The organism is Faecalibacterium sp. BCRC 81149, assembly GCF_022750605.1.
Taxonomy (GTDB): Bacteria; Bacillota; Clostridia; order Oscillospirales; family Ruminococcaceae; genus Faecalibacterium; species Faecalibacterium duncaniae.
The window spans coordinates 19,439-46,315 of sequence record NZ_QXJA01000014.1; the positions used below are offsets into that span (position 1 = coordinate 19,439).

The 26,877-nt window shown below is 59.2% G+C and carries 27 protein-coding genes and 1 riboswitch; of the genes, 20 read left to right on the plus strand and 7 right to left on the minus strand.

The features are described 5' to 3' along the window. Positions 1–96: 96 nt before the first annotated feature. From D3F01_RS13050 to D3F01_RS13060, 3 genes are all read right to left on the minus strand, one after another. Positions 97–669 carry a hypothetical protein gene (locus D3F01_RS13050; protein ID WP_242889131.1) on the minus strand — a complete coding sequence of 191 codons (573 nt, stop codon included), beginning with the start codon at positions 667–669 and terminating at the stop codon, positions 97–99. A 221-nt stretch (positions 670–890) separates the two neighbouring features. Further along, positions 891–1,889, minus strand: coding sequence for an ornithine carbamoyltransferase (gene argF, locus D3F01_RS13055; RefSeq protein WP_117506136.1), 999 nt, complete (start codon positions 1,887–1,889; stop codon positions 891–893). A gap of 116 nt (positions 1,890–2,005) precedes the next feature. Further along, the gene (locus D3F01_RS13060) at positions 2,006–2,485 is read right to left on the minus strand and encodes a dCMP deaminase family protein (RefSeq protein ID WP_035393303.1); all 480 of its coding nucleotides are present in this window, start codon (positions 2,483–2,485) and stop codon (positions 2,006–2,008) included. A gap of 243 nt (positions 2,486–2,728) precedes the next feature. Here D3F01_RS13060 and D3F01_RS13065 point away from each other — a divergent pair, with 243 nt between their 5' ends. Continuing rightward, positions 2,729–4,813: an elongation factor G gene (locus D3F01_RS13065; protein ID WP_223453482.1), complete on the plus strand. Its 2,085-nt coding sequence runs from the start codon at positions 2,729–2,731 to the stop codon at positions 4,811–4,813. A gap of 192 nt (positions 4,814–5,005) precedes the next feature. Here D3F01_RS13065 and D3F01_RS13070 read toward each other — a convergent pair whose 3' ends face one another. From D3F01_RS13070 to D3F01_RS13080, 3 genes are read right to left on the minus strand one after another with little or no spacing between them, the layout of a single operon-like run. Then, complete coding sequence (locus tag D3F01_RS13070) at positions 5,006–5,590, minus strand: flavin reductase family protein (RefSeq protein ID WP_005929331.1); 585 nt, start codon at positions 5,588–5,590, stop codon at positions 5,006–5,008. Further along, positions 5,587–6,564 (minus strand): glycosyltransferase family 2 protein, encoded by a 978-nt coding sequence (locus D3F01_RS13075; RefSeq protein ID WP_242889133.1) that lies wholly within the window; start codon positions 6,562–6,564, stop codon positions 5,587–5,589. The genes D3F01_RS13070 and D3F01_RS13075 overlap by 4 nt, the downstream gene beginning before the upstream one ends. A gap of 20 nt (positions 6,565–6,584) precedes the next feature. Then, positions 6,585–7,265, minus strand: coding sequence for a Crp/Fnr family transcriptional regulator (locus D3F01_RS13080; protein ID WP_097769964.1), 681 nt, complete (start codon positions 7,263–7,265; stop codon positions 6,585–6,587). 178 nt (positions 7,266–7,443) lie between these two features. Here D3F01_RS13080 and D3F01_RS13085 point away from each other — a divergent pair, with 178 nt between their 5' ends. The 3 genes from D3F01_RS13085 (at position 7,444) to D3F01_RS13095 (ending at position 9,877) form a co-directional block, all read left to right on the plus strand. Then, on the plus strand, positions 7,444–8,466 hold the full coding sequence (locus D3F01_RS13085) for an ABC transporter substrate-binding protein (RefSeq protein ID WP_156066825.1): 1,023 nt from the start codon (positions 7,444–7,446) through the stop codon (positions 8,464–8,466). Positions 8,467–8,529: 63 nt separating this feature from the next. Next, entirely contained in the window at positions 8,530–9,306 is a 777-nt protein-coding gene (locus tag D3F01_RS13090) for an ABC transporter permease subunit (protein ID WP_242889135.1), read from the plus strand. Next, positions 9,299–9,877, plus strand: a complete 579-nt coding sequence (locus D3F01_RS13095; protein WP_242889137.1) for an ATP-binding cassette domain-containing protein — start codon at positions 9,299–9,301, stop codon at positions 9,875–9,877. Before D3F01_RS13090 ends, D3F01_RS13095 begins: the two co-directional genes overlap by 8 nt. Before the next feature lie 126 nt (positions 9,878–10,003). On the opposite strand, the gene hemW is transcribed toward D3F01_RS13095, so the two are convergent. Continuing rightward, positions 10,004–11,086 (minus strand): radical SAM family heme chaperone HemW, encoded by a 1,083-nt coding sequence (hemW, locus tag D3F01_RS13100; protein WP_154277567.1) that lies wholly within the window; start codon positions 11,084–11,086, stop codon positions 10,004–10,006. A 113-nt stretch (positions 11,087–11,199) separates the two neighbouring features. Between hemW and D3F01_RS13105 the strand changes: the two genes are divergently transcribed. The 16 genes from D3F01_RS13105 to D3F01_RS13180 all read left to right on the plus strand — a co-directional run bounded on the left by D3F01_RS13105 (position 11,200) and on the right by D3F01_RS13180 (position 26,747). Then, positions 11,200–11,901, plus strand: a complete 702-nt coding sequence (locus D3F01_RS13105) for a Bax inhibitor-1/YccA family protein (protein ID WP_242889139.1) — start codon at positions 11,200–11,202, stop codon at positions 11,899–11,901. Positions 11,902–12,049: 148 nt separating this feature from the next. Next, a complete protein-coding gene (locus D3F01_RS13110; RefSeq protein ID WP_154277566.1) occupies positions 12,050–12,841 on the plus strand; it encodes a M23 family metallopeptidase in 792 nt (263 codons plus the stop codon). A gap of 135 nt (positions 12,842–12,976) precedes the next feature. After that, positions 12,977–14,272, plus strand: a complete 1,296-nt coding sequence (locus D3F01_RS13115; protein WP_242889141.1) for an NAD(P)/FAD-dependent oxidoreductase — start codon at positions 12,977–12,979, stop codon at positions 14,270–14,272. 121 nt (positions 14,273–14,393) lie between these two features. After that, entirely contained in the window at positions 14,394–15,059 is a 666-nt protein-coding gene (gene cmk / locus D3F01_RS13120; RefSeq protein ID WP_005929308.1) for a (d)CMP kinase, read from the plus strand. Beyond that, positions 15,060–15,671 (plus strand): lysophospholipid acyltransferase family protein, encoded by a 612-nt coding sequence (locus D3F01_RS13125; RefSeq protein ID WP_117477202.1) that lies wholly within the window; start codon positions 15,060–15,062, stop codon positions 15,669–15,671. A 24-nt stretch (positions 15,672–15,695) separates the two neighbouring features. After that, positions 15,696–17,606 carry a bifunctional 4-hydroxy-3-methylbut-2-enyl diphosphate reductase/30S ribosomal protein S1 gene (locus D3F01_RS13130; RefSeq protein ID WP_242889143.1) on the plus strand — a complete coding sequence of 637 codons (1,911 nt, stop codon included), beginning with the start codon at positions 15,696–15,698 and terminating at the stop codon, positions 17,604–17,606. 193 nt (positions 17,607–17,799) lie between these two features. Next, positions 17,800–18,417: a GtrA family protein gene (locus D3F01_RS13135; protein WP_242889145.1), complete on the plus strand. Its 618-nt coding sequence runs from the start codon at positions 17,800–17,802 to the stop codon at positions 18,415–18,417. Between the two features lie 149 nt (positions 18,418–18,566). Continuing rightward, positions 18,567–18,704 carry a hypothetical protein gene (locus D3F01_RS13140; protein WP_005929299.1) on the plus strand — a complete coding sequence of 46 codons (138 nt, stop codon included), beginning with the start codon at positions 18,567–18,569 and terminating at the stop codon, positions 18,702–18,704. A gap of 14 nt (positions 18,705–18,718) precedes the next feature. Then, positions 18,719–19,384 carry a deoxyribose-phosphate aldolase gene (gene deoC / locus D3F01_RS13145; protein ID WP_242889147.1) on the plus strand — a complete coding sequence of 222 codons (666 nt, stop codon included), beginning with the start codon at positions 18,719–18,721 and terminating at the stop codon, positions 19,382–19,384. Positions 19,385–19,520: 136 nt separating this feature from the next. Further along, a riboswitch (SAM riboswitch) is annotated at positions 19,521–19,620 on the plus strand. A 104-nt stretch (positions 19,621–19,724) separates the two neighbouring features. Beyond that, complete coding sequence (gene metK, locus D3F01_RS13150; RefSeq protein WP_098923264.1) at positions 19,725–20,879, plus strand: methionine adenosyltransferase; 1,155 nt, start codon at positions 19,725–19,727, stop codon at positions 20,877–20,879. Between the two features lie 525 nt (positions 20,880–21,404). Beyond that, a complete protein-coding gene (locus D3F01_RS13155; protein WP_242889149.1) occupies positions 21,405–22,778 on the plus strand; it encodes an MATE family efflux transporter in 1,374 nt (457 codons plus the stop codon). Positions 22,779–22,792: 14 nt separating this feature from the next. After that, complete coding sequence (locus tag D3F01_RS13160; RefSeq protein WP_035393287.1) at positions 22,793–23,545, plus strand: exodeoxyribonuclease III; 753 nt, start codon at positions 22,793–22,795, stop codon at positions 23,543–23,545. A gap of 39 nt (positions 23,546–23,584) precedes the next feature. Then, positions 23,585–24,070, plus strand: a complete 486-nt coding sequence (locus tag D3F01_RS13165; RefSeq protein WP_242889151.1) for a small multi-drug export protein — start codon at positions 23,585–23,587, stop codon at positions 24,068–24,070. A 122-nt stretch (positions 24,071–24,192) separates the two neighbouring features. Further along, positions 24,193–25,581: a Sapep family Mn(2+)-dependent dipeptidase gene (locus tag D3F01_RS13170; protein ID WP_242889156.1), complete on the plus strand. Its 1,389-nt coding sequence runs from the start codon at positions 24,193–24,195 to the stop codon at positions 25,579–25,581. Beyond that, on the plus strand, positions 25,581–26,000 hold the full coding sequence (locus D3F01_RS13175; RefSeq protein WP_227613049.1) for a DUF3842 family protein: 420 nt from the start codon (positions 25,581–25,583) through the stop codon (positions 25,998–26,000). Before D3F01_RS13170 ends, D3F01_RS13175 begins: the two co-directional genes overlap by 1 nt. Before the next feature lie 63 nt (positions 26,001–26,063). Further along, entirely contained in the window at positions 26,064–26,747 is a 684-nt protein-coding gene (locus D3F01_RS13180) for a hypothetical protein (protein WP_242889157.1), read from the plus strand. Positions 26,748–26,877 lie beyond the last annotated feature (130 nt).

Consider the following 26,877-nt stretch of genomic DNA (forward strand, 5'->3'; position numbering starts at 1 on the left):
TTTCTCTCCTTTGCGGCCCCGGGCGGGGCTGGTGGAAACAACTGTTTCAAAGGGACGTTTCACCCCATATACGGGTGAAGCGCACGGATTATTGCATTAACGATAAAGCCTTTGGAAAAGGGCAATTTTCTCCGCAAGATACAGATCTGCTTTGGGGTGGGCCAGCCAGTGCTTCTGCCGGGTGGTCTGGCACAGGCGGCGGGCAAGGGCGGCAGGGTCGGTGTCGATGGTCTCCACATCCTGCAGGGTCAATTGCAGGGTCAGAGCGGCCGGGACATCCGGCAGGGGCGGCAGCGGGTCCTCCCAGACAAAGGGAGGCAGCAGCTGCACCGCGCAGACAGCGCGGGAACACTCCTCGGTGAGCAGCAGAGCGGCGGGGGAGCCATCCGGCTCCACATGCAGGCTGCTGTAAAGCAGCTGGAGGTTCCGGGGGGCAGAGAGCAGAACAGCACCCTCGTCCGCCGTTTCGCTGAGGGTGAGGCACCCGGCAGCCTCGTCGGCATAGATGCGCCGGGCCGGTGCCCGGAAGCTGGCATAGAGCGCAGGCAGGTGGAAAACGCCCGCCTTGTCCAGCCCGTGCTGCAGCAGCAGATAGAATTCGGTCAGCGGGTGGTCCGGGTCCGGCTGCGGCATCCCGAAGTCCGGCCGGGAAAGATGTCCTCCGCCCATAGTCTCCCTCCTTTTCCAGAGCATTGCCCTTTTAGTATATGGGTTTTGCAACGGATTTTCAACTGTAATTGCAACGCTTTCGGAGAATGGGAAATTTTCCCGCGCGGCCAGGACCCATTACAGGGGAGCCTCCAGCAGACCGGGAACGGGAGACAGAAACAAAAAAGCCCGATCGTTCTGGAACGACCGGGCCTGTGCATATTGTGCTGAGAGAGACGCAGTTACTTCTGATAGCCCAGCGTAGCCGCCATCACGGCTTTGATGGTGTGCATCCGGTTTTCGGCCTCGTCAAAGACGATGCTCTGGGGGCCCTCGAACACCTCATCGGTCACCTCCATGGCATCGCGGCCAAAGCGCTCGCCCATCTCTTTGCCCACAGCGGTCTTGTGGTCGTGGTAGGCGGGCAGGCAGTGCATAAACACGGCCTTGGGGCCTGCAATATTCATCAGCTCCTGATTGATCTGATAGGGGGCCAGGTCGTGGATGCGCTCGGCCCAGACCTCGATGGGCTCGCCCATGGAGACCCACACATCGGTGTAGAGGACATCGGCACCCTGGGCAGCCTTGGCGGGGTCCTCCTCAAAGGTCAGAGTGGCACCGGTCTCGGCGGCAATGGCCTGACACTGTGCAATCAGGGCGGCATCCGGCTGATACTTTTTGGGGGCGCAGGCGGTGAAGTGCAGGCCCATCTTGGCACAGCCCACCATCAGGCTGTTGCCCATGTTGTAGCGGGCATCGCCGAAGTAGACGAAATGGATGCCCTTCAGGCTGCCGAAGTGCTCCCGGATGGTCAGGAAGTCGGCAAGGATCTGGGTGGGGTGGAACTCGTTGGTCAGGCCGTTCCAGACCGGAACACCGGCGTAATGGGCCAGGTCTTCCACGATCTCCTGCCCATAGCCGCGGTACTCGATGCCGTCAAACATCCGGCCCAGCACCCGGGCGGTGTCGGCAATGGATTCCTTTTTGCCGATCTGGCTGCCCGACGGGTCAAGGTAGGTGACCTCCATGCCCAGATCGTGAGCGGCGACCTCAAAGCTGCAGCGGGTGCGGGTGGAGGTCTTTTCAAAGATCAGGGCGATGTTCTTGCCGGCCAGCTGCTCATTGTGGCGGATGCCGGCCTTTTTCCTGGCCTTCAGGTCGGCGGCCAGATCGAGCAGCTCCTCGATCTCGGCAGGGGTGTAGTCCAGAAGCTTCAGAAAACTGCGATTTTTCAGACTCATTGTATACTTTCCTCTCTATGCAACATAAAATGTATATTTATTCGATAAGATGGTTCTATTATATAACGAATAAACTGTATTTTCAAGGGAAAGTTTTGGGAGAGGTTTCGCTCCCCTTACAGCTCCAGCAGTTCCTTCCGCCCGCTGGGGGTGTAGGCGGTCAGCCGTACGCCTGCCTTTTTGAACATGAACCGCGCTGCCACGCTGGAATCGGAATCGTGGTACTTGTCGCCGTAGTACACCACCTCAGAGATGCCGGACTGGATGATGGCCTTGGCGCACTCGTTGCAGGGGAAGAGGGTCACGTAGACCCGGGCACCCTTCAGGTTGTTGTGGGCGCTGTTCAGGATGGCGTTGAGCTCCGCATGGCAGACGTACATGTACTTCGTGTCCAGCGGGTCGCCCTCGCGCTCCCACGGCATGGCATCGTCATCGCATCCAATGGGCATTCCGTTGTAGCCCAGGGAGAGGATCTTGTTCTCCGGGCTGACGATGCAGGCTCCCACCTGGCTGCTGGGGTCCTTGGAGCGCATGGCGGTGAGCAGGGCGATGCCCATAAAGTATTCATCCCAGTTGATGTAATCGGTGCGTTTCATGGCAAAGTGCCTCCCTCTATCTTTCATTGGGTCTATTGTACCATGCCAACCCACGTCCTGCAATCGATTTTGCGCGCATCCGGTCAAAATGCACAAAAGAACCCTGGGAAGTTTGGCGGGCAGGTGAAAGAAAATTTCGGACAATCTATTTGAAAATCATTTGGAGTGTGGTATTATCTTTGTAAAATATGCCACAAAAACGGAGAGACTGCTCCGTGCGGCGGAAATGAGGGAAAAACCGATATGAAATACGCAAGCAACAACATCCGTAATATCTTGATTGCAGGCCATGCCGGCAGCGGCAAAACGACGCTGACTGAGGCACTGGTCTATTTTTCGGGCGCAGCAGAGCGTATGGGCCGTGTTGAGGACGGCACCACGATTTCGGACTTTGACCCTGAGGAAGCAAAGCGGAAGGCAAGTCTGTCGGCATCCGTGGTGCCGGTGGAGTACGAAGGCATCAAGTACAACCTGATCGATGCGCCGGGCCTGTTCGACTTTGAGGCAGGTGAGTATGAGGGCATCCGCGCTGCCGAGAGCGTGCTGGTGTGTGTTTCCGGCCGCAGCGGCGTGACCGTGGGCGCGGAGAAAGCCTTCCAGCTGGCCCGCAAGAACGGCAAGGCCACCATGGTGTTCATCTCCAAGTGCGACCTGGAAAATGCCAACTACTTCAAGATCCTGGAGGAGATGAAGATCAAGTTCGGCTCCACCGTCTGCCCCTGTGTTGTGCCCGCCAAGCTGGACGACGGCACCCCTGTCTACATCAACCTGTTCAGCCAAAAGGCCTTCAAGTATGAGAGCGGCAAGCAGATCCAGGTGGAGCTGCCCGATATCGGCCACCGCTTCCAGGGCCTGATCGAGGCCATGAGCGAGGCCATTGCCGAGACCGACGATGAGCTGATGGAAAAGTTCTTCGGCGGCGAGCCCTTTACCACCGAGGAGATCGTTGAGGGAATGCGCAAGGGCGTTAAGGACGGCCTGATTACCCCCGTGTTCTGCGGCAGCGCCGTCAACCAGCAGGCATTGGATATGCTGCTGTTCAATATGCACAAGCTCCTGCCCAGCCCGCAGCACGATGCCGCCATCCTGGCCGAGAATGCCAGCGGCGAGCCTGTGGAGCTGCATTGTGATGAGAACGAGCCCACCGCAGCCTATGTCTTTAAGACTGTGGCTGACCCGTTCGTGGGCAAGCTGAGCTACCTGCGCGTGATCAGCGGCAAGGTGACCGGCGGCGCTGCTCTGGTCAACGCCCGCACCGGCGAGACCGAGAAGATCGGCAAGCCCCTGACCGTCATCGGCAAGAAGCAGACCGAGACCGACGGCATCGGTGCCGGTGATATCGGCGCTGTGGCAAAGCTGGTCAGCGCAAAGACCGGCGATACCCTGTGCGATGCTTCCCGCGTGGTCAAGCTGCCTGCCGCTGCCTTCCCGCTGCCCAGCCTGTTTATGGCAGTTACCGTGGCCAAAAAGGGCGATGAGGGCAAAATCTCCAGCGCGCTGGCCCGCCTGATGGAAGAAGATCCGACCCTGAGCTACATCAATAATGCCGAGACCCACCAGCAGATCATTGGCGGCCTGGGTGAGCAGCATCTGGATGTGGTCAAGGCCAAACTGAAGAATAAGTTCGGCGTGGAGATCGGTCTGGAAGCTCCCCGCATTGCCTACCGTGAGTCCATCCGCAAGGCCTGCCAGAAGCAGGGCCGCCATAAGAAGCAGACCGGCGGCCACGGCCAGTTCGGCGATGTCGTCATCAACTTCGAGCCCTGTGACAGCGAGCAGGTGGTGTTTGAGGAAAAGGTGTTCGGCGGCAGCGTGCCCAAGAACTTCTTCCCGGCTGTAGAAAAGGGTGTCCGCCTTGCCGCTGAAAAGGGCGTGCTGGCCGGTTATCCTGTGGTCGGCCTGAAGGCTACCCTGCTGGATGGCAGCTACCACCCTGTGGACAGCTCCGAGATGGCTTTTATCATGGCTGCAAAGCTGGCCTATAAGGCTGCAATGCCCGAGGCAGGCCCCGTTATTCTGGAGCCCATCCATACCCTGAAGGCCCATGTCCCCAACGACAACACCGGCGATATCATGGGCGATGTGACCAAGCGCCGCGGCCGCGTGCTGGGCATGGAACCCGATGAGGACGGCATGCAGACCGTCATTGCCGAGGTCCCGCTGGCTGAGCTGAGCAACTTCACCACCTTTATCCGGCAGATCACCCAGGGCCGCGGCTGGTTCACCACCGAGTTTGCCCGCTACGAGATCCTGCCCGAGATGCTGGTGCCTGCCGTGGTGGAGCAGGCCAAGAAGCTGGGCAACCTGGATGAGGGTGCGGAGGACTGAACCACTCCGTCTCGTATCCGCTCGACAGCTCTCCTGATAGGAGAGCCAGGTTAAGTTCATATTGACATTACCGGAGCCCTGCTGGCAATTCCCTCTGCCGGCGGGGCTTTTGTTGTTGGGGGAAGGGAACAAAACAGGAAAAAGGCGGGGCATCAGATTACTGCACTGATGCCCCGCCTTTTGCAGGTCAGATCATTTTTTCCGTTTTCCGGGTTTCTTTTTCCGCACGCTGTACCCGAAGGTGCCCAGCTTTTTGCCCAGGCTCAGGTACTCGCCGTGGCTGTACACAATCAGCTTTGCTTTGTCCAGGCAGAGCTTGCCGTTCTCATCCAGCAGGCTCTCATCCACATCGCAGGCCACGACTTCGGCCAGGAACAGGTCATGGCTGCCCAGCGGGATGACCTGCGTGACCCTGCATTCCAGATTGACCGGGCTTTCCTCCAGGATGGGGCAGTCGGTCAGAACGCTGCCCGGGGCGGCGTGGAGCTTGCAGGCGGCAAACTTGTCGTTGTCGCGGCCGCTCTTCACGCCGCACCAGTCCACCGCACGCACCAGCTGTTCGGTGGGCAGGTTGATGGCAAACTGTCCGCTCTCCTTGATGAGGTGGTGGCTGTACCGTTCGGGGCGGACGCTGATGGATACCATGCTGGGCTGGGTGCAGATGGTGCCTGTCCAGCCGATGGTGATGAGGTTGGGCTGCTCCAGCCCACCGCAGGAGACCAGCACCGGCGGTTCCGGGTTCAGCAGGGTGCTGCCCCGCCAGCTTTGTTTGCTCATCCGTGATACTTCCTTTCATAGGGGGCCCAGGTGCGCTCCGAGATGATGTAGCGCGGGCGGGCCTTTGTTTCCATATAGATCTTGCCGATGTATTCGCCGATGACACCCAGGCAGACCAGCTGCACGCCGCCCACAAAGCAGACGATGCAGATGGTGGAGGCCCAGCCGGCCACCACGCTGCCCATGGCCGCCTGCACGATGGCCCAGATCACGCCGATGAAGCTGATGAGGCTGACCACGATGCCTGCCCCGGTGATGAGCCGGATGGGCTTGTTGGAAAGGCTGGTGATGCCATCAAAGGCCAGCGCCAGCATTTTGCGCAGGGGATAGTGGCTCTCACCGGCCAGCCGCTCGTGCCGCTCGTAGAGCACCTGCTCACTCTTAAAGCCCACCAGCGGCACCATGCCGCGCAGGAAGATGTTGACCTCCTTGTAGTCGGCAAAGCTGTCCAGCACCCGGGCGCTGATGAGCCGGTAGTCGGCGTGGTTGAACACGATATCCGCGCCAAGGGCATTCATCAGGTGGTAGAAGCCCTCGGCGGTGAACCGCTTGAAGAAGGTGTCGGTGTCCCGGCGGCTGCGCACGCCGTAGACCACCTCGGCACCGTCCAGATATTTCTGTACCATCTCGTCCATGGCGTTGATGTCGTCCTGACCATCACAGTCGATGGAGATGGTGATGTCGCAGTTGTTGGCGCGGGCCTCCATCAGGCCCGCCAGCACGGCGTTCTGATGGCCCCGGTTCCGGCTCTGGGAAATGCCGATGAAATGCGCATCCTGCTTTGCAAAGCTGCAGATGAGATCCCAGGTCTTGTCGCGGGAGCCATCGTTGACGAACAGCACCCGGCTCTTGTTGCTGATCATGCCTTTTTCGGTGAGGCTGGTGATCTTTTGCAGGAACATCGGCGCTGTAATGGGCAGCACCTGCTCCTCGTTGTAGCAGGGAATCACGATCCAGAGAATTGGTTTAGACATAGTTATAGATCACTTTCCTTTTATAGAATCATCTGCCGCAGAGCTTCCGGTTCCAGCAGCTTGAAGCTGGAACGGTAGGTATCCAGCAGGCCATCCCGCTGCATCAGGCTCAGCTCCCGGGAAAGGGCGCTGCGGTCGCAGTTGAGGTAATCGGCCAGCTGGATGCGGGAGAAGGGGATAGTAAAGGTCATGCTGCCCTGTTGCTCGGCCTCGCTGAGCAGGTAGGCGCAGACCTTGGCCCGCAGGGTCTTCATCACCAGCAGGTCCACCCGGCGGGAGAGCAGGAAATATTTATCGCTGATGGTCCGCACCAGATTCTGCAGCAGGCGCTGGCGGGCAGCGGAGCCGTCCGGCTGGAGCAGCTTCTCGTAGGGGAAGAGCAGGACCTCGCAGGGGGCGGATGCCACCACCGTGACCGGGCTGTCCAGGCTGGAACCGCCCAGCACGTCACCAAACACGCCCCCCGGCCCCATGTGGGTGATGGGGATCCGTGCCCCGCCCGGTGCCGGGCGGTAGGCTTCGATGCTTCCGGTCAGCACAACGCCGACCCGGCGGCTGGGGGCCCCGGCCTGCACCAGCGCCTCGCCCCGGCCATAACTGCGGATGCAGGCTCCCAGCTCACTGAGCAGGGGGCGCAGTTCCCCGGCAGAGATCCCGGCAAAAAGAGAGGTGGATTGTAACAGCGGCAGATAGTTTTCCATGTCAGTTCCGTGAGGTTTTCCCCGGGCCCTCACCGCCCTTCTGCAATTCCGTTGCATGGGCAACGGTATTTTTAGCTCCATTATAGTAAACTTGAGCGCGTAAAGCAAATGATTTTGCAAAATTTACAAATTTTGTTTCTGGTTGGAACAACAAAGAGAGGAAGGAATCTGAACCATGATGAAAAAACTGACTTCCCTGCTGCTGTCGGCAGCGCTGATGATCAGCCTGCTGGCCTGCGGGGCTTTTGCCGCCAAAACAAAAAGCGGCGTGCGCATTGCGGGTCTGAAGGGCCCCACCACCATGGGCCTGGTCAATCTGCTGGATATGGAGCGCAGCGGCAAGGCCAGCCAGCACTACGATCTGCAGCTCTACGGTGCAGCGGACGAGATCGTGCCCAAGCTCATCAAGGGTGAACTGGATATGGCCGCCATCCCTGCCAATCTGGCCGCGACCCTCTACCAGAAGACCAATGGCGGCATCCAGGTGATGGCAGTGAACACGCTGGGCGTGCTGTATGTGGTGGAAAAAGGCGACAGTGTCCACAGTTTTGCCGACCTGAAGGGCCGCACCATCCTGTCCACCGGCAAGGGCACCACGCCGGAGTATGTTCTGCGCTACCTGCTCACCAAGAATGGCCTGGACCCCGACAAGGATGTGAAGATCGAGTATTACAGCGAGGCATCCGAGGTGACTGCCCAGATGGCCGCCTCCAAAAAGGATGCCATTGCCGTTCTGCCCCAGCCCTATGTGACCGCCGCCCAGCTGAAGGACAGCAGCCTGCGGGTGGTGCTGGACCTGACCAAGGAGTGGAACAAGGTCTGTGACACCCAGCTCATCACGGGTGTCACCGTTGTCCGCACCGAGTACGCCAAAGAAAACCCGGACATCGTGGCAAATTTCCTGCGGGATTACGAGAAGAGCATCAAGGCCGCCCAGACAGATATTGCCGGTACGGCGGCTCTCTGCGAGGAGACCGGCGTGGTGGCCAAAAAGGCCATTGCCCAGAAGGCGCTGCCCCAGTGCAACATCGTTTACCGTGTGGGGGACGAGATGAAGGCCGATGTCAACGCCTACCTCAAGGTGCTGTATGATGCTTCCCCCGCTGCAGTGGGCGGCAAGCTTCCGGATGCAAACTTCTACTACACCAAGGCCACGCCCGGCCAGGTGTTCTGGAAAAGCGTCCAGCGCAGTTTTCAGTAAACCGGTAAAAAGGAGAGCCGTGCAGCCGCACGGCTCTTTTTGAGTGAGAACGGAGCAGGTAAAATGAAACAGACAAAAAAACGCCGCACAGGGCTGCTGGCAGCGGCGGTGTTCTGGCTGGCCGTCTGGCAGGCGGCGGCCATGGCCATCGGGCAGGAGGTCTTTCTGGTGTCACCCATTCAGGCGGCGGGCACCCTGATGGAGCTGCTGCCGCAGGCCGATTTCTGGCAGCGGGTGGGGTTCAGCGCCGGGCATATCCTGCTGGGTTTTGCGCTGGGCGTGGTGGTCAGCGTTCTGCTGGCGGCTGCCGCCGAGCGCTGGGCCTGGGTGGACACGCTGCTGGCCCCGGTCATCCAGCTGGTTAAGGCCACGCCGGTGGCCAGCTTCATCATTCTGGCGCTGGTGTGGGTCAGCGGGCGGTCGCTCTCCATCCTCATCAGCTTTCTGATGGTCCTGCCCGTGCTGTACAGTGCCGTGCGCACCGGCATCGAGAGCGCGGACGTGCAGCTGCTGGAAATGGCACAGGTGTTCCACTTGCCGCTGGTCCGGCGGGTCAAAGCCATCTGGCTGCCCGCCATTCTGCCGGCCTTCCGGCAGGGGTGCAGCGTGGCGCTGGGCATCTGCTGGAAGAGCGGTGTGGCCGCCGAGGTCATTGGCCTGCCCGATGGCAGCATCGGAGATGCCCTCTACCGGGCAAAGATCACACTCTCCACCGGGGAACTGTTCGCCTGGACGTTCGTCATCATCCTGCTGAGCGCAGGCTTTGAGAAGCTGTTCCTGGCCCTGCTGGACAAGGCAGTGGCCCGCGTGTTGGGAGAGGATGTGGCAGAAAATGATTAACAAACTGGAAATTTGCGGATTAACAAAACGCTTTGGAGAAAAAACGCTCTTTGAGGATCTGGATCTTACCCTTGCGGAGCCTGCCATTCTCTGGGCACCCAGCGGCTGGGGCAAGACCACCCTGCTCCGCATCCTGATGGGGCTGGAAGTGCCGGATTCCGGCACGGTGCAGGGCGTGGGCCGGGTCGGTGCTGTCTTTCAGGAGGACCGGCTCTGCCCGCAGCTGACCGCCGTGCAGAACGTGGAACTGGTGCTTCCGGAGGGGAAAACACAATACAAAACGCAAATCGTGTCGGATTTTCAACGATTTGGATATGATGAGCAGGCGCTTGCCCTGCCTGCCCGGAAACTTTCCGGCGGGCAGAAGCGCCGTGCGGCCCTGCTCCGCGCCCTCTGGGCCGGGTGCGACACTCTGCTGCTGGACGAACCCTTCACCGGCATGGACCCGGAGACCATGAAAAAAGCCGCAGCGCTCCTGAAAGAGCGCCGCGGCGAACGGGCTGTTCTGCTGGCCACCCATGACCGGGAAGCCATCCGGGAGCTGGGGTGGAGGGTCATTGACCTGACGTAAGCAGGGGGCGGCTGTCCGGTCATTCCCACGCAAGTGAAACGGGCCATTCCATCGCCCGCCCTATTGCCTGCGGCAACAGGGTCCCACCCCAGCGGACACTTGCTTAGGGAACGCCCGGACAGCCGCTTACAGCAGCTCCGCCAGAATGCTGTTCTGCACAATGAGCCCGGCGGGGGTGAGGGCAAGGGTGCTGCCATCGAAGGTGGCATAGCCGGACTTCACACAGTTCTTCACAAAGGCGAGCTGGGCAGTGGAAAACTCCTTCCCGTAGCGGGCCTTATAGGCGGCAAGATCCAGCCCCTTGCGCAGCCGCAGCTGTAAAATGAGATAGTCCTCTGCGCCGCAGCCTCCGTCCATGACGGGGGCTGCTTTGTCATTCAGGAAGGCCTCGGTGTCGGCGGGATAATAGAATCGTCTGCCGCCCATGCAGGAGTGCGCCGCCGGGCCAAGGCCGAGGTAATCCCCACAGTCCCAGTAGATGAGGTTGTGCCTGCCCTCATAGCCGGGCTTTGCAAAGTTCGAGATCTCATACTGCCGGTATCCGTGGTGCTCCAAGTGTTCCACGGCGTAGAGGTAAAAGTCTGCTGCTTCGTCGGGGGAGGGCAGGCCCTCGGGCGGGTGCCTGCCAAAGGCGGAATCCGGTTCGATCTTTAAGAGGTAAGCGGAGATGTGCGTTGCCCCGCCCTCCGCAATGAGCTCCAGTGTCTCGTCAAACTCGGCCTGCGTATAGTGGGGCAGGGCCAGCATGATGTCGCCGCTGATGTTGGTAAAGCCTGCCCGCCGTGCCGCCGCAAAAGCAGCCCGGGCCTGCCGGGCAGTGTGGGGGCGGCCCAGCGTTTTCAGCTGGCTGTCCCGGGCCGACTGTACCCCGAAAGAGATGCGGTTCACCCCGGCTTCCCGGAAACCGCACAGGGTCTGTTCGGTTACGGTCTCAGGGTTGGCCTCCAGCGTGATCTCCGCCCCGGGTGCCGGAGCTGCCGCCGCAATGAGCCGGGCGGCATCAGCAGGGGAGAGCAGGCTGGGAGTGCCGCCGCCAAAATAGATCGTGTCCGGGTGAAGAGGCGCTTCCGGCGCAAACCGGGCAAGCTCCCGCAGAAGGGCATCCACATACTGGGTGGGCACACCGCGCTGGCCGGGGGCCGAATAGAAATCACAGTACCGGCATTTGGAAAAACAGTAGGGAATATGCAGATAAAGTCCAAGAGACATACAATATCACAGCCTTTTTCACGAAACGTTCATTTCTATGCAGTATACTATAAAACGTAGACCGGAGCAAGGCGGAATGCCCGCCCCGGCAAAAAGACTGGAGGAGTTCCACAATGGATTACAGAAATTATGACCGCGGCTATGCGGAGCCCACGATGAGCGCATCGGACTATATGACCCGCACCTACCGCTGGATGGCCTGCGGCCTGCTCATCACCTTCGCCATGGCCTATCTCACTGCGACGACCTCGCTCATCTATCTGGTCGATTCGCTCTATCTTGTGCTGACCATTGCGGAGCTGGCGCTGGTAATCGTGCTGAGTTCCCGGGTGCAGACCATGTCGGTGGGAGCTGCCCGCGCGGCCTTTTTTGGCTATGCACTGCTCAACGGCATGGTGCTGAGCTACTATTTCTTTGCTTTCTCGGCAAGCACCCTGATCATGGCGCTGCTGGCAACGTCCCTTTACTTCGGGCTGATGGCTGTTTACGGCACCACCACTCATAAGGACCTGACCGGCTGGGGCCCCCGCCTGATGATGGCTCTGGTTGCCATGATCATCACCGGTTTTGTGGGGATGCTGTTCGGCTTCGGCTTTGGCGGCTCGGTGCTCTACTGCGGCATCGGTCTGGTGGTGTTCATGCTGCTGACTGCTTACGATACCCAGAAGCTGCAGCAGATGTACAGCTACTACTCCGCTGATGCTGAGATGGCCGAAAAGGCTTCCATCTATGGCGCGCTGACCCTGTATCTGGACTTCATCAACATCTTCCTGTATGTTGTCCGCCTGATGGGCAACAACCGCCGCCGCAGCTGATCTTTGTATTTCTTCTGCCCTCTCCGTCAAGGCCTCAGGCTTTGACGGAGAGGGTTTTCTTTTTATAAAATGTGTATAAACCCGGTTCCGGAATCGCATACTGCAATCAGAAAATCAAGCGAAACCATGACGGATTGGAGTAACGAACATGGAACAGATCAGGAAATTTCTGCGGGACAAAGGGTTTGCACTGGCACTGCTGGCCTGTCTGGTGGCGGCAGCGGCGGCGGGGGTCTGGGCGGTGCGCACCGTGCGCGACGAGCTGGACAAGAACCTTTCGGGCCTGAAGACACCGGACAGCACATCCACGGCCCCCGGCATCGATGAGGGGCTTTCCACCACCACGCCACAGGAGGACGAAACAACATGGGAATGGCCGACCGAACCCGCCGCAAACAGTGTAAGCAATGTGCCCAAGGTGGCCTCCTCGGCATCGCGGAGTGCGTCTTCGGCCTCCTCTGCGCCGCAGGCTGGCTCTGGCTCGGTGCGCGAACCATCCGCGCTGCAAGGTGCATCCTCGCCTGCCAGCAGTTCGGCAGCGCCTGCTTCCACGCAGCCGGTCTCTGGCAGGGTGCTCAATGGATACAGCGGCGATGAGCTGGTCTACAACAAGACCCTGGGCGACTGGCGCACCCACAACGGCATCGACTACGCCTGCGCAAAGGATGCCGCCGTCCAGAGTCCTACGGCGGGCACGGTGGTGCTGGCCGGTTCCGATGGCAGCTGGGGCCCCACTGTGGCGATCAAGGACAGTGCGGGCCGTGTCTGGCGGCTCTGCGGCGTGGCCAGCCCGGCGGTGAAAGAGGGCGAGACGGTCAGTGCCGGGCAGACATTGGGCAAAGTGGGCAGCGTCAGCTGTGAATGCGCCGAGGAAAGCCATATCCACCTGGAAGTGAAGCAGGACGACAGTTATCTTGACCCCGCAAAACTGATGCAGTGACCCAAAGCGGCAGACGCGACTGTCTGCCGCTTTTCTGTGCCTTTCCAAAGGAATGCAGATTGCAATTGCGTGCCGATTCTGGTATGATAAACTAGAACAAATTTCGACAGGCAGTGAGTTGCGGGAGGAACCAGAATGGCAAAGGTGTTGATCGTGGGGGCCGGTGCGGCCGGGCTGATGGCGGCGGGGGCCGCTGTGCGGCAGGGGCATCAGGTAACGGTGCTGGAGCATACCGACAAGCCCGGTCAGAAGATCCTGGTCACGGGCAAGGGGCGCTGCAATGTGACCAACGACTGCACCGCAGAGGAGTTTCTGCACCATGTCCGCACCAATCCGCGCTTTCTGTTCTCCTCACTGGGGGCGTTCCCGCCCGTCAGGACCATGGAGCTGTTCGAGAGCCTGGGTGTGGAGCTGAAGGTGGAGCGCGGCCGCCGGGTGTTCCCGGTGTCCGACAAAGCCGAAGAGATCCGGCAGGCACTGCTCCGCTACGCACAGGACGCGGAGATCGTCTATGACGGGGCAAAAAAGCTGCTTCTGGAAGAACTGCCCCCGGAGCCGGAAGCCGCCCCTGCCGTGCCGGAAAATCCGCGCCATCCCAAAAAGAAAAAAGCCGGGCCTGCCCTGCGGTGTGTCGGTGTGCGGGGGACTTCCGGGAAAGAATACCGGGCCGATGCCGTGCTGGTGGCCACCGGCGGTGTGAGCTACCCCACCACCGGCTCCACCGGTGACGGCTACCGGCTGGCCCGGCAGGCCGGGCACACCCTTGTGGAGCCGGTGCCCAGTCTGGTCAGTCTGGTCAGCCATGATCCGGACTGCAAAAAGATGATGGGGCTTGCCCTGAAAAATGTGACCCTGACCCTTTTTGAGGACGGCAGGGAAATCTTTGAGGAGCAGGGCGAGATGCTGTTTACCCACTTTGGCATCAGCGGCCCGCTGACCCTGAGCGCGTCCAGCCATCTGGGCGATATGAAAAAGCACAAGTACCACGCCGAGATCGACCTGAAGCCCGCCCTGAGCGAGGAGCAGCTCTATGACCGCATCACCCGGGATTTTGCCCTGCTGGCCAACCATGCCGCCCAGGGGGCGCTGGTCAAGCTGCTGCCTGCCAGTATGCAGCCGGTCATGGTGGCGCGCTGGGGCATTGACCCCGCCACAAAGGCCAACCAGATCACCCGGGAGCAGAAGCGGGAGCTGGTGCGCCTGATGAAGCACTGGAACGTGCCCATCGATGCCCGGGGCGACCTGGCCCATGCGGTCATCACCTCCGGCGGCGTGTCCGTGCGGGAGGTGGACCCCAGGACCATGCAGAGCAAGAAGGCGCTGGGCCTTTACTTTGCAGGTGAGGTGCTGGATGTGGATGCCTATACCGGCGGCTACAACCTGCAGATCGCTTTCTGTACGGCGCAGAGCTTTGCGAGGAATCTGGACTAAACCTCTCAGTCATCTGCGCTTCGCTTGATGCCAGCTCCCCTAGTAGGGGAGCCCTTGGCATTACGTAAAGTTTATACTGACCGATAAAAGAAAAGCTTATATTATAAAAGGAGCGTATCAAATGGTTTCAGTTGCAATCGACGGCCCTGCGGGGGCAGGCAAATCCACCCTGGCGCGGCGGCTGGCCGCAGAGATGGGCTACATCTATGTGGATACCGGTGCCATGTTCCGCACCATCGGCCTGTATGCCCTGCGCAAGGGCGTGGACCCGAAGGACAATGCGGCGGTCAACACCCTGCTGCCGGAGATCGGCCTGCGGGTGGACTGCATTGACGGGGAGCAGCATATCTATCTGAACGGTGAGGACGTGAGCACCGCCATCCGCACGGAGGAGGCCGGCATGGCCGCCTCTGCCGTGGGTGCCAACCCGGAAGTCCGCGCCTTCCTGCTGGAGCTGCAGCGCGGCATGACCAAGACCCAGAACGTCCTGATGGATGGCCGGGATATCGGCACTGTGGTGTTGCCGGATGCTACTGTCAAGATCTTTCTGACCGCTGCTCCCGAAGCCCGGGCCAGACGGCGCTGGCTGGAATACCAGCAGAAGGGCATGGAGGTCGCCTTTGAGGATGTGCTGGCTGATGTGAAGCAGCGGGACTATCAGGACACCCACCGTGCCGCCGCCCCCCTGAAGCAGGCCGAGGATGCAGTGCTGCTGGATACCTCTGACCTCAACTTTGAGCAGAGCCTTGCGGCGATGAAAAAGATTATTGCAGAAAAGGTTAATTAAATGGTACTATATTACATACTGCTGCCGCTGGCCTGGCTGGTGTTCCACATCGGCTTCCGGGTCCATACCGTTGGCCGCGAGAACCTGCGCAAGGTGCAGACCAAAGGCTGCATCATTGCCCCCAACCACGTTTCAGCCATTGACCCGGTGTTCATCGTCATCAGCCGGTTCTGGGGCAGGCGGATGCTCGTTTTTGCCAAAAAGGAGCTGTTTGAGATCAACGTCCTGCTCACCTGGTTCTTCCGCTGCTGCGGCGCGCTCTGCGTGCGCGGCACCAAGGAGGAGCTGGAGATCATTGACCGGACCGTGGAGGCCTGCCGGGCGGGGGAGACTTTGCTCATCTTCCCGGAGGGCACCCGCGAAAAAGAGGGCAGGCTCCTGCCGCCCAAGAGCGGCCTGTTCGTCATTGCGGCGCAGGCCGGGGTGGATGTGGTTCCGGTGCGCATCCGCTACGATACGCCGGACGGGAAGATGCGGCTGTTCTGCCGGGTGAACGTCATCTACGGCGAGCCGATGCCCGCCGCCCAGTTCGCCATGGAGAGCCGCCGAGATATGAAGGTGCTCCGGGCCAATAAGCAGGCACTGCTGGATGCCTGGGAGAATTTGAAGTAAGAGGTTTGGAGAAGGAGAAACGCTATGGAAATTCGTCTTGCCAAAACCGCCGGCTTCTGCTTTGGCGTGAACCGTGCGGTGGAGCTGACCTACAATCTGCTGAACGAGGGCCATAAGGTGGCAACGCTGGGCCCGCTGATCCATAACCCGCAGGCTGTGGCCGATATGGAAAGGCGCGGTGCGCTGGTGGCTGATACCGTGGACGATATCCCCACCGGCTACGAGGTCATCATCCGCAGCCACGGCGTGCCCCGCACCATCTATGATACTTTGGAGCAGCGCGGCCTTGTTTACCACGATGCCACCTGCCCCTTTGTGAAGAAGATCCAGAGCATTGCCGCCCGGGCCGAGGCCGAGGGCGCGGTGCTTCTGGTGGCCGGTGATGCTGCCCACCCCGAAGTGCAGGGCATCGTGGGCCATACCCGGGGAGAGGTATTTGTGTTCAGCGATCTGGACGAGCTGAAGGCCTGGAAAGGCCCCTCTGACCCCCAAAAGCCCATTTTTGCGGTTGCACAGACCACATTTCAGGTAACAAAATGGCAAGAAAGTTCGGAGTTTCTCAAAAAAGCCTATACAAACGCCCGAATTTTTGATACAATATGTAATGCGACGTGGGCGAGGCAACAGGAAGCGGAAGACCTCAGCCAACAATGCGACATCATTGTTGTCATTGGCGGTCATCATTCTTCCAATACCCAAAAGCTGGTACAGGTCGCCGCAAAGCATACGAAAGCCGTGACGGTCGAGATAGCGAGCGAACTTCGGCCGGAATGGTTTGCAGATGTAAAAACGGCGGGCGTAACAGCAGGGGCTTCAACGCCATCGTCTATTATTGAGGAGGTACTTAACAGTATGAGCGCAGAAATCAATGACAGCATGAGCTTCGAGGAGATGCTGAACGCATCCGAGGAGAAGCGTGTTCATGCAGGCAGTATTGTGAAAGGAATCGTGACCAGCATCTCTGCCAACGAGATCCAGGTGGATATCGGAGCCAAGCAGACCGGCTTTGTCAAGCTGAGCGAGCTGACCGATGATTCCTCCGCCAAGGTCGAAGACCTGGTGAAGGTTGGCGATGAGCTGGACCTCATCGTCGAGAAGGTTATGGACCAGGACGGCGTTATCCAGCTCTCCCGCAAGAAGCTCGCATCTCGCAAGGGCATGGAAGAGATCGCCAAGGCTGCTGAATCCGGCGAGGTCGTCGAGGGCGATGTCACCGAGTTCAACAAGGGCGGCGTTGTCGTCAACGTCAAGGGTGTTAAGGTGTTCGTTCCCCGTTCTCAGGCCACGATGCGCCGTGACGAGGACTACACTGCTCTGGTTGGCCAGCATGTCCAGCTGGTCGTTACCGAGTGCTCCGGCCGCAAGATCGTCGGCAGCATCAACAAGGTCACCGCTGAGCAGAACAAGGCAAAGCGTGAGGAGTTCTGGGCAAATGTCGAGGTGGGCAAGACCTACACCGGCGTTGTCAAGAGCCTGACCTCTTACGGTGCATTCGTCGATATCGGCGGTGTGGACGGTCTGTGCCACATCAGCGAGCTGAGCTGGAACCGCATCAAGCATCCCTCCGAGGTTGTCTCCGTTGGTGACACCATCGAAGTGTATGTGAAGGACATCGACACTGAGAACCACAAGGTCTCTCTGGGCTACAAGAAGGCTGAGGACAACCCCTGGGAGCAGCTGAAGAACAACTACCCCATCGGCAGCACCTTCCATGCTCCGGTCGTGTCCCTGACCAAGTTCGGTGCATTCGTCCGCATCCTGCCGGGTGTTGACGGTCTGGTCCACATCAGCGAGATCAGCAATGATCGCGTTGAGAAGGTCTCCGACGCACTGAAGGTCGGCGATATGGTCGATGTGAAGCTGCTGGATGTTGACTTCGACAAGAAGCGCATCAGCCTGTCCATGAAGGCTCTGCTGAACGACGACGCTGAGTAATCAGTCCGTGGTTCGCTGAGTTTCAGACACAATGCGACTGCAGCCCCGTTGCCGGGTAACGGCGGCGGGGCTGTTTTTGTTAAGCGGATTGCCCTCTCAGTCTCGCTTCGCTCGCCAGCTCTCCCAAAGGGAGAGGTGGCATTGCGGAAGCAATGACGGAGAGGGTGAGGATGCTGACAGGAAAGATATTTTTATGTTCAAATGGATCAAAAAGCATTATGAGGTCCTCTCCTACCTGATCTTCGGCGTGCTGACCACCCTGCTGAATATCCTGCTGTACGCCCTGTTCAACAGGCTGTTCGGCTACACCGCCGCCAACAGCTGGGGCAATGTGCTGGACAACATCCTCTGCATCCTGTTTGCCTACACCACCAACCGGGCGTTCGTGTTCCGCAGCAAGACCCGTGGCCGGGAGATGGCACGGGAGTTCGGTACATTTGTCACCTGCCGTCTGGGCACAATGCTGGTGGATACGGTGATCATGCTGGTGCTGGGCAATCTGCTGGCGGCCCAGGGCGCAGCGCTGATGGACGAGCTGATGCAGGGGGTGCTGAGCGTGGTGGCCCACTGGCTTGGCCCGGATACGGCCATACAGATGGCAGCCTCCTATGCAGGCACACCGGCGGGGGTCACGGATGGCTCTGCCGCTATTGCCGTCATCGGCGGTGCAGACGGCCCCACGGCAATCTTCGTTACCAGCCGCTACAATGCGCAGGCACTGTGGGGTCTTGCCGTGAAGGTCTTTTCCAATGTACTGGTGATCGTGCTGAACTATGTGTTCAGCAAGCTGATCATCTTTAAGAAAAAGTAACTCCCTCTGTCTGCACCTACGGTGCAGCCACCTCCCTCTGGGAGGGAGGCATTGCCTTGCATTTGCCGACAAGGCTCCCTCTCAGAGGGAGCTGTCACCGAAGGTGACTGAGGGAGTTTTAAGTAACAAAACAATGGAGGTACGGTATTATGAAACGTGGTCTGAAAGGGTTCGCATTCCTGGTTTCCGGTCTTGTTCTGGGCATCATTGGTGCCACCGCATCCGTAACGGCAATTGCCCTGAGCGCTGTGGGCATGGCAAAGGTCCGCCGTGCCAGCAAGAATTGATGGAGGAAAATAATATGACCCGTGAAGAGATCCTCTCCCATGTCGATCATACCCTGCTGAAGCCCGAGGCCACCTGGCCCCAGATCCAGGTCATCTGCGACGAGGCCATTGCCAACCACACCGCATCCGTCTGCATCAACACCTGCTATGTAAAGCAGGCGGTCGAGTATATGGCGGGCCGCATCCCGGTGTGCTGCGTGGTGGGCTTCCCTCTGGGTGCCATGGATACCGCCAGCAAGGCCTTTGAGGCAAAGACTGCCATTGAGAACGGCGCTGCCGAGGTGGACATGGTCATCAACATCGGTCGCCTGAAGAACAAGGAGTACGATGCAGTCCGTGAGGACATCCGTGCCGTCAAGGAGGCTGTGGGCGATAAGGTGCTCAAGGTCATCATTGAGACCTGCCTGCTGACCGACGAGGAAAAGGAAAAGATGTGCGACATCGTCTGCGAGGCAGGCGCTGACTACATCAAGACCAGCACCGGCTTCTCCACCGCAGGCGCTACCTTCCACGATGTGGAGCTGATGGTCAAGGGCGTGCATGGCCGCTGCAAGGTCAAGGCTGCCGGCGGCATCTCCACCGTGGAGGATATGGAAAAGTTCCTCGCTCTGGGCGCAGACCGTCTGGGCACTTCCCGCGCGGTCAAACTGCTGAACGGCGAACAGGCCAAGGGTTACTAAGAGAGCATCAAGAAACTCCCGGTACTTCTAGGGGAAATCCTAATCAATTTCGTTGAGATGTCTAAAAAGAGTGATACTCTTCTTGACAATCTGACGAAGAGATGATAAGATATCTTTCAGAAAACAACTGAATACCGACTTATCAAGAGCGGCTGAGGGGACAGGCCCTGTGAAGCCCGACAACCTGTGCGATGAGCATAAGGTGCCAAATCCTGCGGGAAACCGAAAGATAAGAGTGCAAACGCTCAGAGCTTCGGTTCTGAGCGTTTTTGTTTGCGCAAACTTGATGGACGTGTATGAAGCTGTGCAAGATTCACCACACACATGGAGGACAAAATTTATGGCAAGACACCTGTTTACTTCTGAGTCCGTCACCGAGGGACATCCTGACAAGATCTGTGACCAGATCTCCGATGCTATCCTGGACGAGATCCTGACCCACGACCCCGATGCTCGCGTGGCCTGCGAGACCTGCGCTTCCACCGGTCTGGTCCACATCATGGGCGAGATCACCACCAGCTGCTATGTCGATTTCCAGAAGATCGTCCGCGAGGTCATCTCTGACATCGGCTACACCCGTGCAAAGTACGGTTTTGACGCTGACACCTGCGCTGTTATCTCCAACATCGACGGCCAGAGCCCCGATATCGCACTGGGCACCAACGACCAGGTCGGCGGTGCCGGTGACCAGGGCATGATGTTCGGCTATGCCTGCGATGAGACCCCTGAGCTGATGCCCATGCCCATCAGCCTGGCCCACAAGCTGGCCAAGAAGCTGACCGAGGTGCGCAAGAGCGGCGAGCTGGATTACCTGCGCCCGGACGGCAAGAGCCAGGTCACCGTGGAGTACGACGAGAACAACAAGCCCATCCGCGTGGATGCAGTCGTCATCTCCAGCCAGCATAGCGAGAGCGTGACCATGGAGCAGCTCCGGGCCGACATCATGGAGAAGGTCATCAAGGCCACCATCCCTGCCGAGCTGCTGGATGAGAACACCAAGTACTACATCAACCCCACCGGCCGCTTTGTTGTGGGCGGCCCGCAGGGTGACAGCGGCCTGACCGGCCGCAAGATCATCGTTGACACCTACGGCGGCTACGCCCGCCACGGCGGCGGCGCATTCTCCGGCAAGGACCCCAGCAAGGTGGACCGCAGTGCCGCTTACGCGACCCGCTGGGTGGCCAAGAACATCGTGGCTGCCGGTCTGGCCAAGCAGTGTGAGGTGCAGGTGGCCTACGCCATCGGCGTGGCAAAGCCTGTGTCCATCATGGTGGATACCTTTGGCACCGGCACCGTGGCCGATGAGAAGATCGAGCAGGCAGTGGAGAAGGTCTTTGACCTGACCCCCGCCGCCATCATCCGTGACCTCGGCCTGCGGAAGCCCATCTACCGCAAGCTGGCTGCCTACGGCCACATGGGCCGCGAGGATCTGGGCGTGAAGTGGGAGAACACCGACCGCGTGGATGAGCTCAAGGCCGCTGTTGCGGCGCTGTAAAACGGAAACGCAAAGCGCCCTGTACCGTGAAAGGTGCAGGGCGCTTTTCTATATGGTGGGCGGCAGACAAACAAAAAACGCTCCCCCGTGCAGGTGGGAAAGCGTTTTTTGTTTGTCCTTTTCAGGACAGGGTAAATGATAAGAAGGTAAATGAAGAAAATAGCATAATAATAGAAGGATGAACAACAGGAGTGCCGGAGAGGAAAGCACGTCGTTTCGCTTTGTATCCAACTGGCGCTTCTGTTGGATACAAGATAACACTTTTCACAGAAAAATACAAGAGCTTTTTTGAAAAAAGTTCTTTTGTTCGAGCAAAAAATGCAATTTTGTCACAACGCACAAAAAGGGGAGAGATACATTTGGCAAAGTGATGAAACAAGCACGGGCTGGGGGCAGAGGTCCGGAATCACAGAAGCTGATTCTTTACAACAGGATGCGGCTGTGTTATGATGGATACATCTATGAGAAAAAGACGCTCTGCAGCCCGGAAGGGCAGAAAAGGTGTGGGAAGAAGCGAGGAATAGAATGGAACATACGATCGCACAAAACAAGGCTCCGTGCTTTGGCGGGCGGGTCCCGCTGTTCAGCCAGCGTGACCTGCTCAGGCTGGTGGGGCCGCTGCTGGTGGAGCAGCTGCTGGCCGTGACGGTGGGCATGGCCGATACCATGATGGTCTCCCGCTGCGGCGAAGCCGCCATCTCGGGTGTCAGCCTGGTGGATATGATCAACAACCTCATCATCGTGCTGTTTGCGGCGCTGGCCACCGGCGGCGCGGTGGTGGTCAGCCAGTATCTGGGTGCAAAGGAGCAGGAGCACGCCAATGCAAGCTCGGGTCAGCTGATCCTGCTCAGCGCTCTGCTGGGCGTGGGTGTGGGGGTGTTCTGCTTTGTGCTGGCCCGTCCCATGATCCGGCTGTGCTATGGCAGCATCGATGCCGACGTGCTGGAGGCCGGTGTGCTCTATCTGCGCATCACGGCGGTCAGCTACCCGTTCCTGGCAATGTACAATGCCGGTGCGGCGCTCTTCCGCAGTATGGGCAACTCCAAAATCTCCATGCAGATCAGCATCCTGATGAACGTCATCAACATCGTGGGCAATGCGGTCTGCATCTTTGTGCTGGGCATGGGCGTGGACGGTGTTGCCTGGCCCAGCGTCCTCTCCCGTGCCGTGGCGGCGGTGCTCATCCTGAACCGCTGCTACCAGAAGGGCCACATGCTCACCGTGCCCAAAACGTTCCGGCTGGATGGCCGGATGGCAAAGCGCATCCTGGGCATCGGCATCCCGTCCGCCTTTGAGAACAGCCTGTTCCAGGCGGGCCGCATTCTGGTGGTGAGCATGATCTCCACCTTCGGCACCGTGCAGATCGCCGCCAATGCCGTGGCAAACAATCTGGACGGCATGGGCTGCATCCCGGGGCAGGCCATTGGTCTGGCCATGATCACGGTGGTGGGCCGCTGCGTTGGCGCAGGGGACAATGAGCAGACCGTTTTCTACACCCGCAAGCTGCTGCTCTGGGCCTACATTTCCATGGGGATCTTCAACGGCGGCATCCTGCTCTTCCTCAAGCCGCTGGTGGGCATCTACGCCCTCTCCGGTGAGACCATGGCGCTGGCTATCCTGCTGGTGCAGATCCACGCAGGCAGCGGCCTGTTCCTGTGGCCGGCCTCCTTTGTTCTGCCCAACGCCCTGCGCGCGGCCAACGATGTGAAATTTACCATGGTGGTCTCTGTGCTCAGCATGGCTGTCTGGCGGCTGGGATTCAGCTACCTGCTCTGTGTCAGGATGGGCTGGGGTGCTGTGGGTGTCTGGATTGCCATGGTCATTGACTGGGTCTGCCGTGTCATCTGCTTTGTGGCGCGCATGAAGAGCGGTGCATGGAAAACAAAATATCAGGCATAAGAAAGGAACAGGATATGAAACTGATCAGCTGGAACGTCAATGGCCTGCGGGCCTGCCTGACCCACGATTTTGCCGCAAGCTTTGCGGCGCTGGATGCCGACATCTTCTCGGTGCAGGAGACCAAGATGCAGCCGGGGCAGGCTGATTTTGCCCCCGAGGGCTACACCGAGTACACTTACTCTGCCGAGAAAAAGGGCTACTCCGGCACGGCCTGCTGGTGCAAAACGGCCCCGCTGGCCGTGACCACCGGCATCGGCAGGGAGGAGCACGACCACGAGGGCCGGGTGCTGACGCTGGAATATCCCGGCTTCTACCTGGTCAACTGCTACACGCCCAACAGCCAGGACGGCCTGAAGCGGCTGGACTACCGCATGACCTGGGAGGATGCGTTCCGGGCCTACCTGCTGGAGCTGGACGCGAAAAAGCCGGTCATCCTCTGCGGTGACCTGAACGTGGCCCACACCGAGATCGACATCAAGAATGCGAAGACCAACCGGATGAGCGCGGGCTTCACTGACCAGGAGCGGGCCAAGATGACTGAGCTGCTGGCGGCGGGCTTTACCGACACCTTCCGCGCGGTTCACCCGGACGAGGTGAAGTACAGCTGGTGGAGCTACCGCTTCCACGCCCGGGAAAAGAACGCGGGCTGGCGCATTGATTATTTCATCGTTTCAAACCGCATCGCCGACAAGGTGACCGCCGCCGAGATCCACAACGAGGTGTTTGGCTCCGACCACTGCCCGGTGGAGCTGGTCATCGACCTGTAAGCCGTTACGATCATGATCTTATAATAAGGAGAAAACTGGATGCTCAAGAATTATCTGATGGTGTTTTTTATCTCGATGGTGCCGGTCATTGAACTGCGCGGTGCCATTCCGATCGGGCTGGGCATGGGCCTGCCCGCCCTGCCCACCTATCTGGTCTGCGTGCTCGGCAATATGCTGCCGGTGCCCTTTATCTACCTGTTTGCCCGCAAGTTCCTCATCTGGGGCTACCACAAGCCGGTCATCGGGCCGGTGTGCAAGTTCTTCATCACCAAGGGGGAAAAGGGCGGCCGCAAACTGGAGGAAAAGGCCGGCAAGGGTCTGACCGTTGCCCTGCTGCTCTTTGTGGGGATCCCGCTGCCCGGCACCGGTGCCTGGACCGGTACGCTGGCAGCCTCCATTCTGGACATGAAGTTCAAGGATGTTCTCATTGCCTGCATGGGCGGTGTGCTGCTGGCGGGCATCATCATGGGTCTGGCAAGCGCCGGGCTGCTGGGCACGGTCAGCGGGCTGTTTGCGGCAGGCTGACAAAACGCGGGCGCTTTTGTCGTGTAAAATGCCGGTAGCTTTTCTGCCCGCAGTATGCTACACTGAATAATAGTTGTGTGAAAACCGGAAGCCGCTTCCGGTCAGAAAGGACGTTATAGAACATGGATCAGGCACTGAATCAGAAAATTGACGCATATATTGCGGAAAACAAGGAGCAACTGCTGCAGGATATTGCGGCGCTGGTGGCCATTGACAGTGTAGAGGGCACCCCGGAGGAGGGCGCACCCTTCGGCGCAGGCCCCCGCGCAGCGCTGGACAAGACGCTGGAGCTGGCTGCAGGCATGGGTCTGGCGACCCGCAACTGCGAGAACTACATCGGCTATGCCGAGCTGGCCGGTTCAGACCCTGAGAAGTATCTGGCGACCATCTGCCATGTGGACGTGGTGCCCGTGGGCAACGGCTGGAGCCAGGACCCCTTCAAGATGCAGATCCGGGACGGCTGGATGATCGGCCGTGGTGTGGCCGATGACAAGGGCCCCATGGTGGCTACCCTGTACGCCCTGAAGTTCCTCAAGGAGGAGGGCGTTTCCCTGCGGTATCCCATCCGCGCAATGGTTGGCGACAACGAAGAGACCCACATGAACGATGTGGAATACTACCTCAAGAACTACCCGGCCCCGGTGTTCTGCTTCACCCCGGATGCGGAGTTCCCGGTGTGCAACGGCGAGAAGGGCCATTTCGGTGCGGAGCTGGTCAGCCCGGTGTGCAACGGTGAGATCAAGGAGTTCGAGGGCGGCGTTGCCAACAACGCAGTCCCCGACCGCGCCAGCGCATTGGTAGAGACTGACATCACCAAGCTGAAAAATGCCCCCAACATCACGCTGGAGCCGGAAGGCAATGGAGTGCGTATCCGGGGCTGGGGCAAGAGCGGCCATGCCGCCATGCCCGAGGGCACGGTCAACGCCATCGGTCTGGTGGTGAACTACCTGCTGGACAACGGTCTGTGCAACGATGCAGAGCGCGCCTATCTGGAAGCCCTGAAAAAACTGCACGCTTCCACCGCAGGCACCGGCCTGGGCATCGACTGCGCCGACGGCCCCTTCGGCCCCCTGACCATCATCGGCGGCCGCATCTTCATGCGGGAGGGCCGGATCGTCCAGACCATGGACAGCCGTTACCCCACCTGCACCAACGCCGAGAAGATGAAGGAGCAGATCAAAGCTGCCATTGGCACGGGTGCTTCTCTGGAGAAGGCCGAGGGTGCCGAGCCCTTCTATATCGCAGCCGATACCCCCGCCATCAAGGCCTGCATCGAGACCTACAACGAGGTCACCGGCGAGAATGCCACGCCCTTTACCATGGGCGGCGGCACCTATGCCCGCCACTTCCCCTATGCGGTGAGCTTTGGCCCCGAGCACGAGGACATGGTGCTGCCTGAGTTCGGCGGCCCGATGCACGGTGCCAACGAGGCAGCTCCCATCGATAAGCTGCTGGAGGCCCTGAAGATCTACATCATCGCCCTGCTGCGGCTGGAGGAGATCGACTTCTGATGAACGTTCTGGTCATTGACGGCCAGGGCGGCGGTCTGGGCCGCCAGCTGGTGGCGGCCATCTCTGCCGCCTGCCCGGAAGCCCGGCTGACCGCTGTGGGTACCAACAGCCTTGCGACTTCAGCCATGCTCAAGGCGGGGACGGTCCGCGCCGCCACCGGCGAGAATGCCGTGGTCGTGAACTGCCGCATCGCGGATGTTATCGTGGGGCCCATCGGCATTGTGATCGCTGACGCGCTGCTGGGCGAGATCACCCCCGCCATGGCAGCGGCAGTCTGCCAGAGCCCTGCCCGGCGGGTGCTGGTGCCCATCAACCACTGTGAGAACATCGTGGTGGGCGTGCCCGACCAGCCCATCGGCCAGCTGGTGGCGGCAGCGGCACAAAAGGTCAAAGAACTGTGCAATGGTGGGATTTGCTGAAGTTATAAAAAGGGGGATATCTCGGGTCAGAGATGTCCCCCTTCTTGTGTAAAGGAGAAAGATATGAAGGTCACCGCACAGGTTCGGAAATTGTATTCTGTGCTTTCTTGTATTCCGCCGGATTTTGAAATGGCAGAAACTCTTATTGCAATGCATCGGCCCAGTGAGGAAGAAATGATGTGGCTGGCGGTGGAGTTGGCTGAAAATACTTTTGGCGAATACGGCGACGCACTGGTTGGCGGGAATTTAAGCGCTGCACAGGTGCGGTTGCACAGGGATTACCTATATGATACGGTACATTTTTTGTTGGAACATGGAATGAATCCTAATACCATTGTAGATCAGGACACAACGGAAACTGCAAATATTATGGCCGATTTGCGTTTCACGGAAGGGCCTGATATGGCGGCACGAACCATGCGCCTTCTTTTGGAACATGGTGGGGACCCCAATCTTGAGGGATGTATACTGACACCTATGATTTGGATGGAGATGGAATTGCATATTGATCCGATCTATGAGAGATTGTATTGTGACAATTTGGTGCAATGTCTTCTTGTGATGCAGGCATACGGTGGAAAGTTCGATGATGGTACGGTACCATTTGTAATGCGAGATGGTCTCGGCTCAGAAATCTTTAAGGAATTTGAAAAGTTTGATTATCAATTTGGAAATGAAGAAGGAGCCCCTGGTTATATTCATGTGTTTGAAAGGACAACGAGAAAAATCGTGGCAGATTACGTTTAAGGCAAGGAACTTATGGACATTCAGTCAATGAAAGTACAATAGCAGTTTGCAAAACCAGAAGTAACAGAAAAGCAGCTGCGTTCCGTGTGTGCGGAGCGCAGCTGCTTTCGTTTTGCAGAAGCTTTGTGCA

Bases quoted from the DNA above. Each gene is read 5' to 3' on its own strand.
- deoC (WP_242889147.1), top strand. From the start codon at position 18,719: ATGACCCGTGAAGAGATCCTCTCCCATGTCGATCATACCCTGCTGAAG.
- argF (WP_117506136.1), bottom strand. From the start codon at position 1,889: ATGAGTCTGAAAAATCGCAGTTTTCTGAAGCTTCTGGACTACACCCCT.
- D3F01_RS13080 (WP_097769964.1), bottom strand. From the start codon at position 7,265: ATGGAAAACTATCTGCCGCTGTTACAATCCACCTCTCTTTTTGCCGGG.
- D3F01_RS13130 (WP_242889143.1), top strand. From the start codon at position 15,696: ATGGAAATTCGTCTTGCCAAAACCGCCGGCTTCTGCTTTGGCGTGAAC.
- D3F01_RS13105 (WP_242889139.1), top strand. From the start codon at position 11,200: ATGGATTACAGAAATTATGACCGCGGCTATGCGGAGCCCACGATGAGC.
- D3F01_RS13110 (WP_154277566.1), top strand. From the start codon at position 12,050: ATGGAACAGATCAGGAAATTTCTGCGGGACAAAGGGTTTGCACTGGCA.
- hemW (WP_154277567.1), bottom strand. From the start codon at position 11,086: ATGTCTCTTGGACTTTATCTGCATATTCCCTACTGTTTTTCCAAATGC.
- D3F01_RS13180 (WP_242889157.1), top strand. From the start codon at position 26,064: ATGAAGGTCACCGCACAGGTTCGGAAATTGTATTCTGTGCTTTCTTGT.
- D3F01_RS13135 (WP_242889145.1), top strand. From the start codon at position 17,800: ATGTTCAAATGGATCAAAAAGCATTATGAGGTCCTCTCCTACCTGATC.
- D3F01_RS13085 (WP_156066825.1), top strand. From the start codon at position 7,444: ATGAAAAAACTGACTTCCCTGCTGCTGTCGGCAGCGCTGATGATCAGC.
- D3F01_RS13125 (WP_117477202.1), top strand. From the start codon at position 15,060: ATGGTACTATATTACATACTGCTGCCGCTGGCCTGGCTGGTGTTCCAC.
- D3F01_RS13115 (WP_242889141.1), top strand. From the start codon at position 12,977: ATGGCAAAGGTGTTGATCGTGGGGGCCGGTGCGGCCGGGCTGATGGCG.
- D3F01_RS13075 (WP_242889133.1), bottom strand. From the start codon at position 6,564: ATGTCTAAACCAATTCTCTGGATCGTGATTCCCTGCTACAACGAGGAG.
- D3F01_RS13070 (WP_005929331.1), bottom strand. From the start codon at position 5,590: ATGAGCAAACAAAGCTGGCGGGGCAGCACCCTGCTGAACCCGGAACCG.
- metK (WP_098923264.1), top strand. From the start codon at position 19,725: ATGGCAAGACACCTGTTTACTTCTGAGTCCGTCACCGAGGGACATCCT.
- D3F01_RS13155 (WP_242889149.1), top strand. From the start codon at position 21,405: ATGGAACATACGATCGCACAAAACAAGGCTCCGTGCTTTGGCGGGCGG.
- D3F01_RS13090 (WP_242889135.1), top strand. From the start codon at position 8,530: ATGAAACAGACAAAAAAACGCCGCACAGGGCTGCTGGCAGCGGCGGTG.
- D3F01_RS13140 (WP_005929299.1), top strand. From the start codon at position 18,567: ATGAAACGTGGTCTGAAAGGGTTCGCATTCCTGGTTTCCGGTCTTGTT.
- D3F01_RS13165 (WP_242889151.1), top strand. From the start codon at position 23,585: ATGCTCAAGAATTATCTGATGGTGTTTTTTATCTCGATGGTGCCGGTC.
- D3F01_RS13060 (WP_035393303.1), bottom strand. From the start codon at position 2,485: ATGAAACGCACCGATTACATCAACTGGGATGAATACTTTATGGGCATC.
- cmk (WP_005929308.1), top strand. From the start codon at position 14,394: ATGGTTTCAGTTGCAATCGACGGCCCTGCGGGGGCAGGCAAATCCACC.
- D3F01_RS13170 (WP_242889156.1), top strand. From the start codon at position 24,193: ATGGATCAGGCACTGAATCAGAAAATTGACGCATATATTGCGGAAAAC.
- D3F01_RS13050 (WP_242889131.1), bottom strand. From the start codon at position 669: ATGGGCGGAGGACATCTTTCCCGGCCGGACTTCGGGATGCCGCAGCCG.
- D3F01_RS13065 (WP_223453482.1), top strand. From the start codon at position 2,729: ATGAAATACGCAAGCAACAACATCCGTAATATCTTGATTGCAGGCCAT.
- D3F01_RS13175 (WP_227613049.1), top strand. From the start codon at position 25,581: ATGAACGTTCTGGTCATTGACGGCCAGGGCGGCGGTCTGGGCCGCCAG.
- D3F01_RS13095 (WP_242889137.1), top strand. From the start codon at position 9,299: ATGATTAACAAACTGGAAATTTGCGGATTAACAAAACGCTTTGGAGAA.
- D3F01_RS13160 (WP_035393287.1), top strand. From the start codon at position 22,793: ATGAAACTGATCAGCTGGAACGTCAATGGCCTGCGGGCCTGCCTGACC.